Origin of the sequence: Alterirhizorhabdus solaris, assembly GCF_007785815.1 — a bacterium.
Lineage (GTDB): Bacteria > Pseudomonadota > Alphaproteobacteria > Sphingomonadales > Sphingomonadaceae > Alterirhizorhabdus > Alterirhizorhabdus solaris.
Map to the genome: position 1 here is coordinate 42,384 of NZ_VNIM01000015.1, position 17,558 is coordinate 59,941.

At 62.3% G+C, this 17,558-nt stretch carries 15 protein-coding genes; 13 read left to right on the top strand and 2 right to left on the bottom strand.

What is annotated here, in order from left to right:
- Positions 1–156: 156 nt before the first annotated feature.
- The 9 genes from FOY91_RS05785 (at position 157) to FOY91_RS05825 (ending at position 8,929) form a co-directional block, all read left to right on the top strand.
- Positions 157–1,884, top strand: coding sequence for an N-acyl-D-amino-acid deacylase family protein (locus FOY91_RS05785; RefSeq protein ID WP_145149049.1), 1,728 nt, complete (start codon positions 157–159; stop codon positions 1,882–1,884).
- A 37-nt stretch (positions 1,885–1,921) separates the two neighbouring features.
- Positions 1,922–2,617, top strand: coding sequence for a TetR/AcrR family transcriptional regulator (locus tag FOY91_RS05790; protein WP_145149051.1), 696 nt, complete (start codon positions 1,922–1,924; stop codon positions 2,615–2,617).
- Positions 2,614–3,384, top strand: coding sequence for an HpcH/HpaI aldolase family protein (locus FOY91_RS05795; RefSeq protein WP_145149053.1), 771 nt, complete (start codon positions 2,614–2,616; stop codon positions 3,382–3,384). Before FOY91_RS05790 ends, FOY91_RS05795 begins: the two co-directional genes overlap by 4 nt.
- 211 nt (positions 3,385–3,595) lie before the next feature.
- Positions 3,596–4,342, top strand: a complete 747-nt coding sequence (locus FOY91_RS05800) for a hypothetical protein (protein ID WP_145149056.1) — start codon at positions 3,596–3,598, stop codon at positions 4,340–4,342.
- A 101-nt stretch (positions 4,343–4,443) separates the two neighbouring features.
- A complete protein-coding gene (locus FOY91_RS05805) occupies positions 4,444–5,439 on the top strand; it encodes a thiamine pyrophosphate-dependent dehydrogenase E1 component subunit alpha (RefSeq protein ID WP_145149058.1) in 996 nt (331 codons plus the stop codon).
- A gap of 11 nt (positions 5,440–5,450) precedes the next feature.
- Positions 5,451–6,455, top strand: a complete 1,005-nt coding sequence (locus FOY91_RS05810) for an alpha-ketoacid dehydrogenase subunit beta (protein WP_145149060.1) — start codon at positions 5,451–5,453, stop codon at positions 6,453–6,455.
- Positions 6,455–6,694: a biotin/lipoyl-containing protein gene (locus tag FOY91_RS05815; RefSeq protein ID WP_145149062.1), complete on the top strand. Its 240-nt coding sequence runs from the start codon at positions 6,455–6,457 to the stop codon at positions 6,692–6,694. Before FOY91_RS05810 ends, FOY91_RS05815 begins: the two co-directional genes overlap by 1 nt.
- Before the next feature lie 173 nt (positions 6,695–6,867).
- Complete coding sequence (locus FOY91_RS05820; RefSeq protein ID WP_145149064.1) at positions 6,868–7,752, top strand: SMP-30/gluconolactonase/LRE family protein; 885 nt, start codon at positions 6,868–6,870, stop codon at positions 7,750–7,752.
- A gap of 100 nt (positions 7,753–7,852) precedes the next feature.
- On the top strand, positions 7,853–8,929 hold the full coding sequence (locus FOY91_RS05825; protein WP_145149066.1) for a Gfo/Idh/MocA family protein: 1,077 nt from the start codon (positions 7,853–7,855) through the stop codon (positions 8,927–8,929).
- A gap of 706 nt (positions 8,930–9,635) precedes the next feature.
- Here FOY91_RS05825 and FOY91_RS05830 read toward each other — a convergent pair.
- Positions 9,636–11,987 carry a TonB-dependent receptor gene (locus FOY91_RS05830; RefSeq protein WP_162527147.1) on the bottom strand — a complete coding sequence of 784 codons (2,352 nt, stop codon included), beginning with the start codon at positions 11,985–11,987 and terminating at the stop codon, positions 9,636–9,638.
- A 278-nt stretch (positions 11,988–12,265) separates the two neighbouring features.
- Here FOY91_RS05830 and FOY91_RS05835 point away from each other — a divergent pair, with 278 nt between their 5' ends.
- From FOY91_RS05835 to FOY91_RS05850, 4 genes are all read left to right on the top strand, one after another.
- Positions 12,266–13,495 carry an MFS transporter gene (locus FOY91_RS05835; RefSeq protein ID WP_145149070.1) on the top strand — a complete coding sequence of 410 codons (1,230 nt, stop codon included), beginning with the start codon at positions 12,266–12,268 and terminating at the stop codon, positions 13,493–13,495.
- 36 nt (positions 13,496–13,531) lie between these two features.
- Complete coding sequence (locus tag FOY91_RS05840) at positions 13,532–15,250, top strand: N-acyl-D-amino-acid deacylase family protein (protein WP_145149072.1); 1,719 nt, start codon at positions 13,532–13,534, stop codon at positions 15,248–15,250.
- A 60-nt stretch (positions 15,251–15,310) separates the two neighbouring features.
- A complete protein-coding gene (locus FOY91_RS05845; protein WP_162527148.1) occupies positions 15,311–16,156 on the top strand; it encodes an SMP-30/gluconolactonase/LRE family protein in 846 nt (281 codons plus the stop codon).
- 76 nt (positions 16,157–16,232) lie between these two features.
- A complete protein-coding gene (locus tag FOY91_RS05850) occupies positions 16,233–16,964 on the top strand; it encodes an SDR family NAD(P)-dependent oxidoreductase (protein ID WP_145149076.1) in 732 nt (243 codons plus the stop codon).
- 275 nt (positions 16,965–17,239) lie between these two features.
- Here the strand turns inward: FOY91_RS05850 and FOY91_RS05855 are convergent, their stop codons facing one another.
- A complete protein-coding gene (locus FOY91_RS05855; protein WP_203234505.1) occupies positions 17,240–17,422 on the bottom strand; it encodes a tyrosine-protein phosphatase in 183 nt (60 codons plus the stop codon).
- Between the last annotated feature and the right edge of the window lie 136 nt (positions 17,423–17,558).

Consider the following 17,558-nt stretch of genomic DNA (forward strand, 5'->3'; position numbering starts at 1 on the left):
TACGGCGAGCTGGCTAACTCGAGCACGGGCGAAGCAACACCGGCAGGATGCTTGGACACGTCTAATCGCTCGAACGATCACTCCAGCCCCTTGCGCTTCCATTAAACATTCTCCATGAATGTTTCGAGACGCTAAACTGAGCGGCAGGAGAGAGATGTGGCGAAGTTCGATTTGCTGATAAAAGGCGGGACCATCATCGATGGCTTGCAGACGCCGCGTTATCGTAGCGACATCGCCGTCAAGGACGGCATCATCGTCGAGATTGGTGGGAACATCGCAGCGGAGCAGGCCGACGAGGTTGTCGATGGCCATGGCAAGATCGTCGCGCCAGGCGTTGTCGATCTCCACACGCATTATGACAGCCAGTTGTTTTGGGACCCGTGGTGCACAATGTCGGGCTGGCATGGTGTCACCAGCGTTGTCATCGGCAATTGCGGTTTTGGTTTTGCGCCCTGCAAGCCTGAAGATCGCGAGCGGGCGATGCTGTCACTCGTCCGCAACGAGGCTGTGCCGTTGGAGACGATGCGGCAGGGCATGCCATTCGATTGGGTGACCTACCGGGACTATCTGGACAGCGTCGAACGTGCGCCCAAGGGCGTCAACATCATGTCGTTCGTTCCGCTCGCGCCAATCTATGGCTACGTGATTGGCATCGACGAGGCCAAGACGCGTCAGGCGACCGACGATGAACTCCAGCAGATGTGCGATTTGGTGATAGAGGGCATGGAGGCCGGCGGCTGCGGCATCAGCGTCCAGATACTTGGCGAGGAGGGCAATCTCCAGCTCGACCATGACGGCACGCCGATGGTGACCGACCTTATCAGCAAGCGCGATCTGGGTGCTTTTGCGCGCGCGATGGGCAGCACCGGCCGTGGCATCTCCCAAATGACAGGCAAGCTCGAAGATGCCGAATTCATGGCGCGCGAGAGCGGCAGGCCGGCAATCTGGAACGCGCTCCTGGCAGAGGGTGCGCTCAACCAGCATGGCGGCTCGCAGCGCACGCCAGGCGAAGCCATCGCGCATCTGAGAATCCTTAACGAATATGAGGGGGTGCGCGTCTACGCGCAGGCTCAAACCGTAAACTTCGCTTCGCAGTTTACCTTCGAGGACTATAACCTTGCGGACGCGATCCCCGCCTGGAAAGAGATTTGCACCGGCTCCGTTTCCGAGAAGATCGAGAAGTTTAAGGATCCGGAGCGGCGCAGGATCCTGAAGCAGATCCATGAGGAACGTGGCGGCCTGTTTGCGTCCGGTTACATGCTGACCAGGATCAAGGTTGCCTGGATTCCTCTCGACGTGCCGAAGGGCCTCGAACTTCAAGAAAAGTACGAAGGGTTCACGCTCGGCGAGCTGGCCGAACGCGAGAACCGGCATCCGCTCGACATCATGCTAGATCTCTCGGTGTGGGGCGAGCTGAAGAATGGTTTCGAAACCGAGATGATCGTCACGACGCCGGAAAACATGCGCGAGATCATCAAGGCGCCGACGGGGCTTCCCGGCATCAGCGATGGTGGAGCGCACACAAAGTTCGTTACCACCGGGCGCTTCCCGACCGATCTTCTCGGCCTCTGGTCGCGCGATCACGATCTCCTGTCGCTCGAGGAAGCGCATTGGCGCCTGTCGGCTTATCCGGCACAGGCGGCGGGGCTCAGCGGCCGCGGCCATCTGGCGGTGGGAATGGCCGCAGACATCATTGTCTATGACCTGGCGGAACTGGAATCGCTGCCTCAGGAAAGGTTGTGGGACTACCCTGCAGGCGAGTGGCGTCTGGTGCAGAAGGCCAAGGGTTACGATCGCATCATCGTGAACGGCCAGACTACCTTCATCAACGGCGAATGCACCGCCGCGACTCCCGGCAAGTTGCTGCGCCACGGTGCAGCATAGTCCTCCAACTGCCAGCAGATCCCAGCGAGATGCGCCGATGACCGAAACGAAATCATCCGAGCCTGACTTGCTGGAGGCGCCGCTCGCGTCCAGGCGACGCCTCCAGCAGCGATCGACGACGACGCGTGCGAAGCTGCTCGTGGCTGCGCGCGCCGTATTCGTCGAGAGGGGCTATTTCGGGGCGGAGGTTTCGGACATCGTGCTGCGCGTACCAATCACCAAGGGTGCCCTATACCACCATTTCGGCAGCAAGGAGGCGTTGTTCGAAGAAGCGTGCGATCAGATCGCGCGCGAGGTTCACAGGGCGTCGTCCGACGTGGTCCGGCAATATTCCGGCGACGCCTGGAAACAGTTGATCGTCTCGATCCAGGCGCGCTTCGATATCATCGCCTCGAGTCCCGAAGCGCAGAAGATCCTGCTGATAGATGGGCCCGCAGTTCTCGGATGGCGTCGCTGGCGCGAGATTCAGGCGGACGTAGCGCTGGAGCCTCTCCAGCGGACACTGGATATCCTGATTGAGCAAGGAAGAATCCCAGATCAGCCAACCCGACCGTTTGCACAGCTCCTGCTGGCGGCGCTGAACGACGCGGCGCTGGCCGTCGCCAGCTCGGAGAACCCCAAGAGCGAGAGCGTGACGCTTTTCGCCGCGCTCTTGACGATGATCAACGGCCTGCGCGTGCCGGCTGACGAGGTTTCCTGCGCGACCGATCAAACGGAAGAGGCAACTGTATGAACGCGGTATCCAAAGCACTCGAAGGCGGCCGGGTCACCCTCGGCAGCTGGTACGGCATTCGCGATACGTTGATGGCCGAACGCTTCGGCGCGGTCGGTTTCGACTGGGTCATCGTCGACCTTCAGCATGGCACCGCCAGCTGGGATGGTCTCGCCTCCATCCTGCAGGGCTCCCAGCTTGGTGGGACGTATGCCTTGGTCCGCGTAACCGGCCACGATCCGGCGGAAATCGGTCGCGCGCTCGACATCGGTGCGATTGGTGTCGTTGTTCCTCTCGTCTCGACCCCGGAGCAGGCACATCTGGTCGCGAACGCGATGCGCTATCCGCCGAATGGGACGCGGTCGTTCGGGCTCGCGCGGAACACGCTCGGCGCTGCCCCCATGCGGCACGATCCATTCTGTGTCGTCATGATCGAGACGGTCGAGGGCCTGGCCAATCTCGATGCGATCGCAGCGACGCCGGGGGTCGATTGCCTGCTCATGGGCGCAGTCGATCTCGCCATCAGCATGGGGCTGCCCGGAGAAGAGATCTTCGCAGCCAGCCCGCCGCCCCCGATCCTGAAAGCACTCGACGAAATCGTCGCCGCCTGTGCACGACACGGCAAAGTCGCGGGCAACGCGACGATGGACGCCGCCGGTGTGCAGCAACAGATCGAACATGGTGTCCGGTTCATTCCGGTGAGCGCCGCCAACGCGTTCCTGATCGCCGGCGCCAAGAGCATGCTCGCCGAATGTCGAGGCGTCGCAAAAGATCGGAGAGAGGCTTAGTAGCTATCTAAGAAATGATGAAATGCAGTTTGTCGACAGTCTGTTTTAAGCTATCAGACCACCGATCCCAGCAGTCCAATCCCTAGCTTAAGCGAATTTCCGTCATACTGATCCTAGTCCCGACAAGTGAAACCAGAATCTGCGATACAGCGTATCGTATCGCATACTCTGAGTATTTGAGCCGTTTCCTGCCTATACCAAGGAGAGGTAGATGCATCTTGAAGGAACACCATCCGATCAGTTGCCGGGGGTATTGGCGACCGGAACCACGGCCGTTCGTTATGGCTTCTTCTCCTTCTCCGGGCGGGAGCCTGCGGGACGAGACGCGGAGTATATCGCGTGGCACTCGCTAGATCATCGCCCAGAGCAATACCGCCTGGCGGGGCTGCGCGCCTCGTTGAGACTGGTTTCGACTCCCGCATGTCGCGCGGCACGCGCGGCAAACGAGGCACCGTTCGATGCGGTCGATCACATCATGACCTACTTGTTCACCAACGCTGCCGAGCTGTCCGGGTTTTTCGAACTGGGCGACGCGCTCGACCAGGGCGGCCGCATGCCGCTACGGCTGCCTAGCATCGGCTACATGACAGGTGACCTTTCGGGTAAAACTGCGGCCGCAACTGCAGCGGCGGGGGCTGACGTGATCCCCTGGCGGCCCGCGCTGGGCGTCTACGTGATCGTCGAGGAGGGGCAGCTATCGCCTGAGGCGCTGACCAACATTGCCGGAGTGGCCGGCGTGTGGTGGTTCGATGGCGCGGTGACGCCACCGCCGTATGACAACGATTCGTGCGGCAAGCGAATTATCTACTGCTATCTCGAGGGCGATCCGATCGAGACTGCCACGTTGCTTGGCGAGGCCGTACGCAGCCGTTGGGCCTCGACCAAGGTTAAAGGACTTTTGGCGGCGCCCTTCTACTCGATCGTGCCGTTCGAATGGGACCGTCACCTACCGGCGTAACGCCGCGACGACATTTCTCAAGACTGCCGCGCGGCGGCGCTTGCGCAGTGGCAGGCCGTAATGGCGCAATTTCCGCAGCCGCGCATAATCGAGGGTTAGAAATGACTTACCTAGGCAACGACCGCAGTCTTGAGAAATACCGACGGATGGTCCGCATCCGCGAGTTTGAGGCGGTCGCGGAGGCGATCCACGCGGCGGGCGAGGTGCCCGGCTCGCTCCATACCTATACGGGCCAGGAGGCAACGGGCGTGGGCGCTTGCATCGCGTTGCGTAACGACGACTACATGGTGGGCAACCACCGTAGCCACGGCCATCCAATCGCTAAAGGCGCGAAACTCGGGCCGCTTATGGCCGAACTTCTCGGGAAGGTCACTGGGGTGTGCAAGGGGAAGGGTGGCTCGATGCATCTGTCAGACTTCTCCGTGGGCAGCCTTGGCGAAACGAGCATCGTGGGATCGGGTATTCCGGTTGCGGCCGGCGCGGCGCTTGGTGCCAAGCTTCAGGGCACTGATCGCGTTGCGCTCTGCTTTTTTGGCGATGGCGCGACCAATGAGGGGGCGTTTCACGAAGGCTTGAACCTCGCAGCCGTATGGAAATTGCCCGCGATCTTTCTGTGCGAGAATAACGGCTATGCCGTATCGACACCAACCAGCGAGGCCGTGTCGGTGCCGGACATCGCCGATCGGGGCAAGGCCTACGGCATGCCTTCGGCGATAGTCGACGGACAGGACATCGACGCGGTGGAAGCCGCCGTCACCGAAGCCGTCGAGCGTGCCCGTACCGGTGGCGGCCCAACCCTGATTGAGGCAAAGACCTATCGGTTCGCCGAGCATGCCGTGAACATGGGCCGGGTGCTGCGCGATCGAGGCGTTGAGGTCGATACTTGGCGCGAGCGCGATCCTATCCACCTCTACCGCGCGAAACTGATCGGCGACGGCGTCGCGGTCGGGACACTCGATGGCATCGAGCAGGAGGCGAAGGACGCCGTACAGAGCGCTCTGAGTTTCGCCCGCGAGAGCGACTATCCAGAGCAGCTTGCCGCGTTCGACGATGTGTTCGTCGATCGTCTGCCGATCCCCGCCTATCTAACGAACTGAGGAAACCAAGCATGGCCAGGGCCACCTACATCGAGGCGATCCGCCAGGCGCAGATGGAGGAGATGCAGCGCGATGCGCGCGTCTTCATCATGGGTGAGGACATCGTCTGCAACGTCTTTGGAACGACTACCGGCTTCACCGAGATGTTCGGCAAGGAGCGCGTGCGGGATACGCCTATCTCGGAGAACGGCTTCATCGGCGCGTCCGCAGGTGCGGCAATGGTCGGCATGCGGCCTATCGTCGACGTGACCATCTCGTCCTTCCTGTATCCGGCAATGGATCAGATCATGAGCATCATCGCGAAGTCACGCTACATCTACGGCGGGCAGGCGATGCTGCCGCTGGTGATCCGGAGCTGCCTGTTCTACGGCAACTCCAACGCCGCGCAGCACAGTGACCGGCCCTACTCCATGTTCATGAATGTGCCTGGTTTGAAGATCATCGTCCCGTCCGACGCGCGCGACATGAAGGGCCTTCTCAAGGCTGCGATCCGCGACGACGATCCCGTGCTCTGCTTCGAAGACAGCACCTGCTGGTCGAGCAAGGCCGATCTGCCCGATGATCCAGATTTTCTTATTCCGCTCGGCCAAGGTGAGGTGAAGCGAGAGGGCACAGATCTGTCGATCATTGCGGTCGCAGGTGGCGTTCCCATCGCGCTCAAGGCGGCGCAGCGACTAGCCAAGGAGGGCATCTCCGTCGAGGTGATCGATCCGCGCACGCTGGTACCGTTCGATCGAGAGATCATCCTGAAGTCGGTGCGAAAGACGGGGCGTGCCATCACGGTCGATCCCGCCCACGAGTCATGCAGCGTCGCCAGCGAAATCTCCGCTACCATTGTCGAGAATGCCTTCGATGCATTGCGTGGACCGGTACTGCGGGTGACGACGCCCGACACGCACCTGCCCTTCAGCCCCGCAATCGAGAAGGCGCTGTACCCCTCGGTCGAACGGATTGTGGCCGCCGTCTACCGGCTGGTCGGCGCGGATCGTCTCATCGCCGAACAAGGAACGAATTAATGGCCAAGATCAAAGTACTTTTGCCACAGTTCGGCATGGGAATGCAGGATGGCGAGATCGTTCGCTGGGCCAAGGCAGTCGGCGACACGGTGGAAGCCGGCGAGCTCCTCGTCGAGATCGAGGCGGCTAAAAGTGCCGTTGAGGTGCCGTCGCCCGGCAGCGGCACGCTAACCGAGATCCTCGTGGCGGAAGGCGAGACTGCTGACGTACGTAGCCACATCGCCACGATCGAGACCTGATCGGCGTGCTTCCGGGTTTATCCAGCCTCGGCGGCGGCCCTTCGGCGGCTCGATGGTATGACATTTTCGGCGATTGTACCTTCGGAGCGCGACGGCCTAGGCCAAGACAAGTCAATCAACCGCTCGGCGCCGAAGAAGGCCGCCTCGGCTGGCCGATCGGGAGAGGATGAATCATGTCGGATGTGGTGGTGGCGCTTGGCGTGAATAATTACCTTGGTGAGACGCCAATCTGGTCAGCCAGGGAGAAGATGTTGTGGTGGGTCAACTGCGAGCAGCCCTCCGCGCTGCATCGCTGGTCGCCTGCCACCGGGGATCATGACGTTTGGCCGATGCCACAGCGCAGCGGCGGTTTCGTTCCAAAGGCCGGCGGCGGACTGCTGGTGGTGCTCGCCGACGGCCTTTTCGATTTCGATCCCGGCACGGGCTCGCTCGAACTCCGTGTCGCGTCGCCGCTATCGCCTAATGTCAAGCTGCACGAATGCCACTGTGACCGGCAGGGTCGCTTATGGGTAGGCGCTTACGATCACCGCTACCCTGCCGACCGCAGTGCGGCAGGCGGCTGCTTCTACCGCCTCGACGGCGACACCCTCACGCCCGTGATCGATGGATTTGCCATCGCGAACGGGCTTGCGTTCAGCCCGGACGGGCGGACCATCTACGTCACCGGCGCTCCATGGCGAACAGTCGAGGCGTTCGATCTCGATCCCGAAACGGGCGCCGTCTCGCAACGGCGCACCTTCCTCTCCCTTGCGGAAGGCGATCACGGACACATCGACGGGGCTACTGTCGATGCCGAAGGCGGGTACTGGTATGCGGCGGTCGGGGCCGGCGAGCTGCGCCGCCACCGATCCGACGGCAGTTTCGATCGCGCCGTCGCGCTGCCCTTCTCGAACCCGACCAAGGTGGCGTTTGGCGGTGACGATCTCGCCACGCTCTACATCACGTCGACACGCATGAAGATCAATCCCGATCAGGCCGGCTTCAACGCCAATGGCCCGCTCTTCGCGTTCGTGCCGGGTGAGAAGGGCGTGGCGGAGGTGCCGCTGCGTGATGGCTAAGGAAGCTTGGCTGACCTTGTCACATGTTGTGTGCCGCTAGATCGTGTGACACGTCCTACCGTCCTCACTGTATCTATCGGCTCAAACCATTGAGGCCAGAATGACGAACGCACCTCTTCGAATCGGATTTGCCGGTGCGAACGCCGAACGTGGATGGGCACGTGACGCGCATCTTAGAGCCGTGCGCGCGGTTCCGGATCTGACCGTCAAGGCGGTTTCGGCGCGTACGCAGGTGATCGCCGATGCTGCGGCCATATGGTTTGGCGCACAGGTCGCCTATGCCGACAGCCTCGCGATGGTGCGTGACCCGGAAGTCGACATCGTAGCGGTCACCGTGAAGGTTCCTGAACATCGCGGCATCGTGCTTGCCGCGCTGGAGGCAGGCAAGCATGTCTACAGTGAGTGGCCACTTGGACGGGATCTTGCCGAAACTAAAGAACTGGCCGCCGCTGCACAACGCGCCGGTACACATTGTATGGTCGGCACACAGGGGGGATTCGCACCCGCCGTCCGCCATGCCGCCACGCTCGTGCAGGGCGGCTCCTTCGGCAGGCCGCGCAACCTGCGTGTCGTTTCGACAACGCAGGGGTGGGGGAAGCAGGTGCCGCCATTTTACGCCTACCTTCAGGACAAGCGTAACGGCGCCACGCTAGCAACGATTGCGGGTGGGCATACGCTGGCGATGGTAGAGCGCGTAGTCGGCCCTTATGTCGAACTAAGTGCGATGAGCAGCGTCCTCGTCCCCGACGTAGAGATCGTGGAAACCGGCGAGACGATGCGCCGCACTTCTCCCGATCACATGCTTGTGATGGGCCGCCATGCCGGCGGCTGCGTGTCCTTAGTCGAGGTGCTTGGCGGGATTGCGCTGCCCCTCCGTTTCGAGCTGACCTGCACCGGCGGTACGCTTACAATCAACGGCGGGCATGCCGGCGGCTTTCAGGTCGGCGATCTGGTCGTGTCCACCGTGCCGCCTTCCCCCGCCCAGTCCGGCCAAGCGGCACCCGCCGCCACCGGCTCTTCGGCGAATGTGAGCGAACTCTGGGCGGCGTTCGCGCGGGATATCCGCGACGGCACCCGCACAGTGCCCGACTTCGACGATGCGGTGCACCTGACCCTGTTGCTTGATGCGGTTGATGCGGCGTCCGAAGGGGGAGGGCGCGTCACAATCGGCACATAAGCCGGCAGAATGGCCGGTCCGGATTATGGGGACATGAGAATGATGCGTGACCCGGAGATGCCCCGCCCAATCAGGAGAAGTCTGGGAAATGCGCCCGCGCGATGGCCGAGAGGGCGCCGGGCACAGGCGGACCTGCGCGACCACCTGTTCGTCCGCCTTGCCAGCACCGTTCGGGGCATTGCAGCCAACGGCAAGGTGGCGCCGGCGTCGTGGCATCGGGCGTCGCCGAGGTGTGCGATCGTATCTAAATATTGCCTCTCCTCAGCCTCTCTTCAGCCTCGACACGGACGAGTTTCCAGGCTTGAACGCGGCGCTGTTCCGCCAGGTGGGCTTCGGCCGGTGGCAGTCGACCGACACGCTGATCCGGCTCGAAGGTTTTATCAACGGCTGAAACAATGCCGACGGGCAACCGGATGACGACCGGATCATCCGCATGGTGATGGACTCGGCCGTGTCAATGGCCAGATTCGATCTAGCGAACGCCCAGGCAACGACCGGTTCCTGTTCCATATAAACCGTACCTCCCGCCGACAGGGAGTGTTCTGGGCGATCATCGCCATACGCCGAAGGACGCAAGTGCCAATACCGATGACCCGCAGCGCGGCACCGCCGGGTGCCTGCGTGGGTCGGCCATATGGTCGACCACTCCGCGTACCGTAATCGGAGAGCGTGTCGCTCCAAACGCCGCCAAACGTATATAAAACTGCTAGAACTTGTAGCCCGCGCGAACACCATAGGTTACAGGCTCACCATACTGACGGTAGCTGCCGAAGGCGCCGCCCGAACTTACAACCTTGTACTTCGTATTGGTGATATTGTCAGAATATACACCAAAAGAGAGTCCGCTGGCACCGACCCATGTCGCCGACCCGTTCAGTAGGCCATACGCGCCCTGCCTGAAGCGTTGCTTTCCGACCTGCACCGGAGCGGCAAGCGCTCCGAAAAGCGATGGATTGCTGATGACGAACGAACTCGTGTAGGCGGCGTTCGCACTGAACGTCAGACGGCCTTCGGCGACCGGCACCGTATAGTCGCCGCCAAGATTGGCGGTCCACGTCGGCGCGCGGGCCGCCTGCTGGCCGTTCCAGTTCTGTACCTGCCCGGGCACGTTCTGCTGCGTGGTAGCATTCAGCCCCGTCCCCGTCGCGGTGGCGAAATCCGTATAGCGGGCATGGGTATAAGCGACGCTGCCGCGCAAGTTCAGATCCTGCACCGGTGTGACGCTGAGCGACGCTTCGCCGCCATAGCTTTCCGCACGGCGTGCGTTGCCGATCAGGTTGACGATTCCACATGGTGCGCCCGGCGTGCAGGTGGGATCGGGCACCGTCAAGCCGACCTGGAGGTTGCGGTAGTCATAATAGAAAGCGGCGGTTTCGAAGCGTAGCCCCCGATCGGCCGTCTTGAAGCCGATCTCGTAGGCGTCGATTTTCTCGGGGCGAACGGGCAGTGCAAGCGCCGGGCGAACCTGCGCCGTCAAGGGAAAGGTTCCGCTGCGGAAACCCTGCGTGTATGACGCGTACACGTTGGTGCGGTCAGCGAGCTCGTAACGCGCGACGAAGCGCGGGGTGACGCTGGAAAAGCTGGCCGCCGTATCCACCGGCAGCAGCGCGGCCACCGGAATCACATTATAGTCCAGGTGCTTGCGTTCGTAGCTGTAACGGGCACCGCCGGTTAGGAACAGGTTGGGGGTGATATTGTACGTGGCATCGATATAGGCGGCGGCCGCCGTGCCCCGGGTGTTGATGAACTGCTGGACACCCCGCACGCCGTTAGTCGTCGGAACGAAATTGGACCGGAATTTATCGTGATAATAAAGCCCGCCGATGACCAGATCGACGTTGTCGATCGCGTCGATCGAGTAATCAACGGATTGCTGGAAGGTTTTCTGACGGGCATTTTGATCGGTTCGGGAAATCGGCAACTTCGAGGCATCGAAGTCAAACCGGATACCGATCGTTCTGTCCGCATATGAAGTATAGGAACTTAGCTTGCCGATGCCGGTGGTGATTTCCGCCTTCAGTGTTCCTTCGTCAAGCTTCAGCGCGTTCTTCGGTGCGAAGTTCGCTGATGCGGTATTTCGGTCTCGAGCGCGGCCGGGCAATGCATCGATCGAGGCGGGCGAATTGTCGAACACGGTAAAGACAAGACCGCGTGCATCCAGCAGATAGACATGATTATAACCGGCGGTCAGCGTGACCCCGTCGAAGGGCTTCAGCTGCAGCTTTGTGCGGATCGCCGTGTTCTTGACCGGCGCGGCATTGAAATCTTTCTTGCCGGTCGCATCGAGATCCCTGATGTAGCCGTCGCTCTTGCGGGTATAGCCCGCCACGCTGAAGTTCACGCCCTGCGTGATCGGACCGGACAGATACAGCTGAGCCCGTTTGTCGTCGAAGCGGGCGTAGCTGAGGTTGACGCTTCCGGTAAAGGTGTCGGACGGGGCGGCTGTATTGACGAGGATCGCTCCCCCGGTCGCGTTGCGGCCGTACAGCGTACCCTGCGGCCCTTTCAGGATCTGTACGTCCGTCACGTTGACCAGATCGCCGTTGATGCCGACGGTGTCGGGCTGATAGAAACCATCGATATAGACCGCGACGTTATTTTCATAGCCGACGCCCGTGGTGAGCGTCGTGACGCCGCGGATCGAGGGCTGGGTGAAGGCACCGCCACGGGAGACCTGTACCCCGGCGGAGATGTTTCCAAGGTCTTGGAAGCGCGTAATACCGGCCTGGCTCAACGTGGCCGCAGGCAACGCTGTGATCGACAGAGGAACATTTTCCAGGCGCTCGACCCGCCGTTGCGCGGTCACGATGATATCCCCGGCCGTGTCGTTTGCGGCAGCGCTGGCCAGCGGTCCACTGCTAATCACCGCTGGCGGGGCAGGCACACTCCCGACATCGCCGGTGCCGCCGGCGGGCGGCGTCACGGGCGTCTGCGCCGTCGCAAGAGATGCGCCAAACGTTGTGAGTGCGGTGAAAGCCAGCAACGAATGCCGTCGCACGGATCCCGGAAACATCATCAATATCCTCCCAAGCCGCATATGCTCGCGGTCTTTCATCATCATGCTGTCTGTAGGTCAGGCATCATCAGAATGAACGGCTTCTATGATGACCCCATCGGAACAACACAAGTGAAATTTGCAACGGCAGTGTTGCATTGCGAAGAGGGTTCGTAGAGAGATTAAAGGCGGAGGAGCGTTTAATCGAGCCGCCAGCCGCCAGACACTGTCACGAAACCGGATCACCGCGATGTGCATCCGGATCGTTCTTAGGGAGGATGCCACTTTGACTGTATTCAGAGCCGGCATTCCGAAGGGGGAAACGGACAATGAGCAGTTGAATGGATGATCGTATCCTGGCCCGGGCGGAGTGGCGACGGTCCTGGGCCGTCGTTCTGACCGCTGCGATTGGCGTGTCGCTCACCTCCCTGTACGTGTATTCCATCGGCGCCATGCTCGCGCCAATGCAGCATGATCTCGGCTGGACCAGAACCCAGATCACCGGTGGCCTTTCCATGGCTACACTTATCGCCGCGCTGATCGGTCCCTTCGTGGGCGTCGCGATCGATCGGATCGGATCGCGCCGGCTTGCGATACCCGGGATCGTCGCCTTCTGCAGTTCCGTCGCGCTGCTCTCGCTTGCCACGACCCCGTTGATGTGGTGGCTCCTTTGGGCGCTGGTGGGCCTGTGCAGTGCCGGGGTGAAACCGACCGTCTGGGCGGCCGCGGTTTCCAGTATCTTTGATCGTAGCCGGGGCTTCGCTGTCGCGGTGATACTGAGCGGAACCGGCCTGGGCGCCACTTTGGTGCCGGTGGTGGCGAGCGGCCTTATTTCAGCAGTCGGATGGCGACTCGCGTACGTCTGTCTCGGTGGCCTGTGGACAGCGGCGAGCCTGCCGTTGGCGATCCGTTTCTTTTATGGCGCGCGGGAGCGTCCGCTGACCGCAACGCCGGAGCGGACAATCGGATCGTCGCCGGTTGCTCACGCCCCCTTGCGGACTATCATGCTTTCGCCGCGCTATATCCTGCTTGGGCTTGCCGCGATGATCTGCACGCTGGTGACGACCGCCTATACGGTGTCGATCATTTCGCTGCTGTCGGATACGGGCATGAACACCGGCACCGCGGCCACGATCGCGGCGGAGATCGGCCTCGTCTCGATCGCGGGACGGCTAGCCGGCGGCTACCTGCTCGATCGGATCGATGCCCGTTTAGTCATGGCGGCGGCGGCGGCCCTGCCGGCGGGGTCCGGGTTGCTCCTCCTCGCCATGCCGGGCCAGATCCCAGCGGCGATCGTCGCGGCTGGCCTCATCGGCCTTTCGGTAGGAAGCGAACTCAACGCAACATCCTATCTGATCAGCAGATACTTCGGCCAGGCCAATTTCGGCGCCCTGTTCGGAACGCTGGTCAGCGTGATGGCGCTTGCGACAGGCGCGGGGCCGCTGGGCGCCAGCCTGATTTACGATCATACCGGGACGTATCGTCTCATGCTCGGTCTCTCCATACCGCTGAGCCTGCTCGCCGCGGGGATGGTGAGCGCGATAAGGCACGTCAGACGAACCGCCGATTAGGCCGCACTCGCAAGAGAGGGCAGAGGAGAGAAAGAGATGGACATCGTCATTCGCCGCGGGACTGTCTTCGACGGCGTGTCCGCCGACCCAATCGAGGCCGACGTCGGCATCCGTGACGGGCGGATCGCGCAGATCGGCAGCGTTGACGCGCGCGGTACGGAGGAGATCGACGCGAAGGGGCATGTCGTCACCCCCGGTTTCGTCGACATCCACACGCATTACGACGGACAGGCGATCTGGTCCGACCGTCTCTCGCCCTCATCCTCCAACGGGATAACCACGGCTGTGATGGGCAGTTGCGGCGTCGGTTTCGCCCCGTGCCGTCGCGAGGACCGCGACCTGCTGCTGGCCGTCACCGAAGGCGTCGAGGACATACCCGATGCCGTGATGAGTGAAGGCCTCTCGTGGGAATGGGAAACATACCCAGAATATCTGGACGCGCTGGAGTGCCGGCCCCACGATATCGACATCGCCTCACTGCTGCCGCACATGCCGCTGCGCATCTTTGCCATGGGTCAACGTGGCGCGGATCGCGAGCCGGCAACGGCCGCCGATCTCGACGCGATGTACCAGTTAACTCGGGAAGCCGTTGCCGCCGGCGCGCTAGGGGTAAGTACGTCGCAGCTCTTCACCCACCGCACGCGCGATGGCCACGCGGTGCCAACTTTCGGGGTGGCGGAGCAGGAGCTTCACGTCATCGCCTCCGCCTTGCGCGACGGCGGCGGCGGACAGGTTTGGCAGGCATCGGCGATCACCAACATGGAGAATGGCAGTGCGAGCGACGATCTGGCGATGTTTAGCCGCGTCGTCGCGACAGGGCAGGCCAGCGGCTCTTTCTCTCTTGGCCAATCTAACTGGCGCGCGCTGATGGAAGAGGTGTCGCGGGCGAACGCGGCCGGGCAGCGGATCCGCGCGCAGGTCTATCCCCGGCGCTTCGGGCTTTACGTCAATTTTGATCTGACCATTCATCCCTTCTGCCTTTGCCCCAGCTTCCGCGCCATCATGCATCTGCCGATGGAGCAAAAGCTCGTGCGCCTGCGCGATCCCGCGTTTCGGGCTACATTGCTGACCGAGGAGCCGATCGATATCGGCCAGCCGTTCCACGCGATCGGCCGCAATTTCGAGACGATGTATCTGGTTGGGGAGGTGCAGAACTATGAGCCGCCGGCGGACATGAGCATCGCCGCCATCGCTCGCGCCCGCGGCGTAGATCCGCTGGCGTATGTGTACGATCTCCTACTGGAGGACGATGGCGCCACCATGCTGTTCCTCCAATACACTAATTATGCCGACCGAACCTTGGACTCCGTTCTCGACATGTTGCGGCACTCGGACAGTGTACTCGGGCTGGCGGATGCGGGGGCGCATTACGGGATGATCTGCGACGGCGCCTACCCCAGCTTCATGCTGAGTTACTGGGCCCGCGATCGCGCGCGCGGCCGGCTCGGTTTCGGTGAGACGATCAAGATGCTGACGTCAGAACCGGCCGAAGCGATGCGGCTGCTGGACAGGGGGCGACTGGCGGTTGGGGACAAGGCGGATCTGAACGTGATTGATCCTGACCGTATTAATCTCTTCAAGCCCCGGATCGTCCGCGATTTGCCCGCTGGCGGCAAGCGCCTAGCTCAGCGTACCGAAGGCTATGCCGCCACCATCGTCAACGGGCGGACAATCCGGCGTGATGACGCTGACACCTTTGTCCTGCCGGGCAAGCTGATCCGGGGCATCCGTCCCGCGCCGCAGGTTCGATCATGATATGGTGCACGAAGCCCCGGCGCCTACGCAGTGCTTAACATATACGATCAGGAGGAAGGCTTGACACTCGATCGGATCTACGAGGAACTGGTGTTCCCCGAATGCCCACGTTGGCGCGACGGGGCCCTGTGGTTCTCTGACTGCCATGATGGCAGAGTCGTTGCAATCGCGCCGGATGGTCGGCTGCTCGATAGTTTCGGCGTTCCCGGCGGTCCGTCCGGCCTGGGCTGGTTGCCGAGCGGTGAGGCGCTCGTGGTTTCGATTGCGGATCTGTGCGTCTATCGTCGGCAATCCGATGGCAGCCTGATCCGGCACGCTGACCTTTCCAGTCACCATCGGTTTCACGCCAACGACATGGTCGTCGACGACCGCGGCAACGGCTATGTTGGGGAGGTCGGCTTTCGCGGCGGGCTGGAGGCGCCCAAGTCGACAGTGCTACTTCTCGTTCGTCCAGATGGCGCTGTCAGCGTCGCCGCCGACGACATGTTGACCCCCAACGGCTCGGTCATCACCGCCGACGGCGGCACGCTGATCGTCGCGGAGTCGTTGCGGCACCGACTGATGAGTTTCACCATTGCGGCGGATGGTACCCTGCATGACCGACGGCTGTTCGCTGAACTGGATGCCGAGGCGATCCCCGACGGCATCTGTCTGGACGAGGCGGGTTGCATCTGGGTGGCTTCCCCACGCGCCCGTGCGGTGCTGCGTGTCAGCCCTAAGGACGGAGTAGTGGATCGGATCGATACGGGCGCCACGCGGCCCTATGCCTGCATGTTGGGCGGTGCCGATCGTCGCGACCTCTTCGTGTGCCTGGCTGATACCCATGACGCTGCTGTCGCGCGGAAGGCCCGCAGCGGGGCTATCGCTTTTCGCACCGTTGATGTTGCGGGCTGCGGGCGTCCATGATCGTCATCGCAACGGGAGATCTCACCCGCTGTCGCGGCACGCGGATGCGGGATGACAAGCCGCTAGGAGAGGCACGGTGACGCTGACGGGCCGAAGGATTGTAGTAACGGGTGCCGCCAGCGGCATCGGATTGGCAACGGCGCGGTTATTGGTCGAAGCGGGTGCGCGCGTCGCTATGCTCGATGTGTCGGAAGAGCGCGTCAAGGCTTTAGCCGCAGCAGTCGGCGCCGACGCGATTATCTGCGACGTAAGCGACGCGCGACAGATCGAGGCGGCCGCCGTACTGGCCGAGCAGGTGCTGGACGGGGTCGATGGGATTGTCAACGCGGCTGGCATCCTGGCAATGTCGCCGTTCGAGGCAATCTCGGCCGACATGTGGCATCGCACGCTTGCTGTAAACCTGACGGGGCCGATGCTGCTGAGCCAGGCACTGCTTCCCGCCCTGAGGCGCGCAGCAAGCGCGACGATCGTGAACGTCGCTTCCATCGGTGGCATCCGTCCTGGCCGTGGCGCGGGCGCCTATGCGGCATCCAAGGCTGGGCTTGTCGCGCTCAGCAAGGCGATGGCGGTGGAACTTGGCCCGCGAATCCGGGTGAACGTCGTCTGCCCAGGTACGATCGAGACACCGATGAGCGACGGTCTTCTCCTCGATACCACGATCCGTGAGCGACTCGTATCCAGTAACATGCTTCAGCGGCTCGGGCAGGCGAGCGAGATCGCCGATGCTATCGTGTTCCTGACCGGGGGCGCGTCGTCTTATGTCAACGGATCGACGTTGGTTGTGGATGGCGGCTATACGTTTTCGTGACGTTCGCCGATTCTATGCAGGGTGGTGCTGCGGCAACTCAAAGATTTTGAACGCTGACTAGGGACTGCATCTGCGGTTGACGGATGCTGGCGCCCTGGGGCCATTGCATTGTTCCATCTTATGGTTCTGCCGCTGCTAATCGCCAGTGAACGAGTTGGTCCCGACCTGAAACGCCGAATGCACTCCGCTTATTGAAATGCGCCCGCCGTGGGGCAATAGTCGGCTTGTCTTGCTCGGGAGAGGATCCAAGGCGGACTTGCGGAAATAAGCTGTCGCTACGCCCGTGCAAAGCAGGCAGCGCCCTTTAAGGCGGACAGGGCCGCCGACCGGAAGACCAGGCCGTGGCGCACCGTCGCGCCGTCGGCGGTGCGATAGCCGCCGAGGTCGCGCAGGTTGACGGAGCGGATTAGATCATCGGGCATGGGGCGGCATATATCCCTGTCGATGGACGTGCTCATTCCTGTTCGTAGCTGAAGGCGCACATCTTGTTGCCGGCGGGGTCGCGGACGTATGCCCCGTACCGGCCACCCGCCCTTTCGCGCGGCCCCGCCGGTCCCTCGCACCATCCGCCGTTTCCCAGTGCGGCGGCATGGA

Coding starts and splice junctions, on each gene's coding strand:
- FOY91_RS05790 (WP_145149051.1), top strand. CDS start 1,922: ATGACCGAAACGAAATCATCCGAGCCTGACTTGCTGGAGGCGCCGCTC.
- FOY91_RS05795 (WP_145149053.1), top strand. CDS start 2,614: ATGAACGCGGTATCCAAAGCACTCGAAGGCGGCCGGGTCACCCTCGGC.
- FOY91_RS05800 (WP_145149056.1), top strand. CDS start 3,596: ATGCATCTTGAAGGAACACCATCCGATCAGTTGCCGGGGGTATTGGCG.
- FOY91_RS05805 (WP_145149058.1), top strand. CDS start 4,444: ATGACTTACCTAGGCAACGACCGCAGTCTTGAGAAATACCGACGGATG.
- FOY91_RS05810 (WP_145149060.1), top strand. CDS start 5,451: ATGGCCAGGGCCACCTACATCGAGGCGATCCGCCAGGCGCAGATGGAG.
- FOY91_RS05815 (WP_145149062.1), top strand. CDS start 6,455: ATGGCCAAGATCAAAGTACTTTTGCCACAGTTCGGCATGGGAATGCAG.
- FOY91_RS05820 (WP_145149064.1), top strand. CDS start 6,868: ATGTCGGATGTGGTGGTGGCGCTTGGCGTGAATAATTACCTTGGTGAG.
- FOY91_RS05825 (WP_145149066.1), top strand. CDS start 7,853: ATGACGAACGCACCTCTTCGAATCGGATTTGCCGGTGCGAACGCCGAA.
- FOY91_RS05830 (WP_162527147.1), bottom strand. CDS start 11,987: ATGATGAAAGACCGCGAGCATATGCGGCTTGGGAGGATATTGATGATG.
- FOY91_RS05835 (WP_145149070.1), top strand. CDS start 12,266: ATGGATGATCGTATCCTGGCCCGGGCGGAGTGGCGACGGTCCTGGGCC.
- FOY91_RS05840 (WP_145149072.1), top strand. CDS start 13,532: ATGGACATCGTCATTCGCCGCGGGACTGTCTTCGACGGCGTGTCCGCC.
- FOY91_RS05855 (WP_203234505.1), bottom strand. CDS start 17,422: ATGAGCACGTCCATCGACAGGGATATATGCCGCCCCATGCCCGATGAT.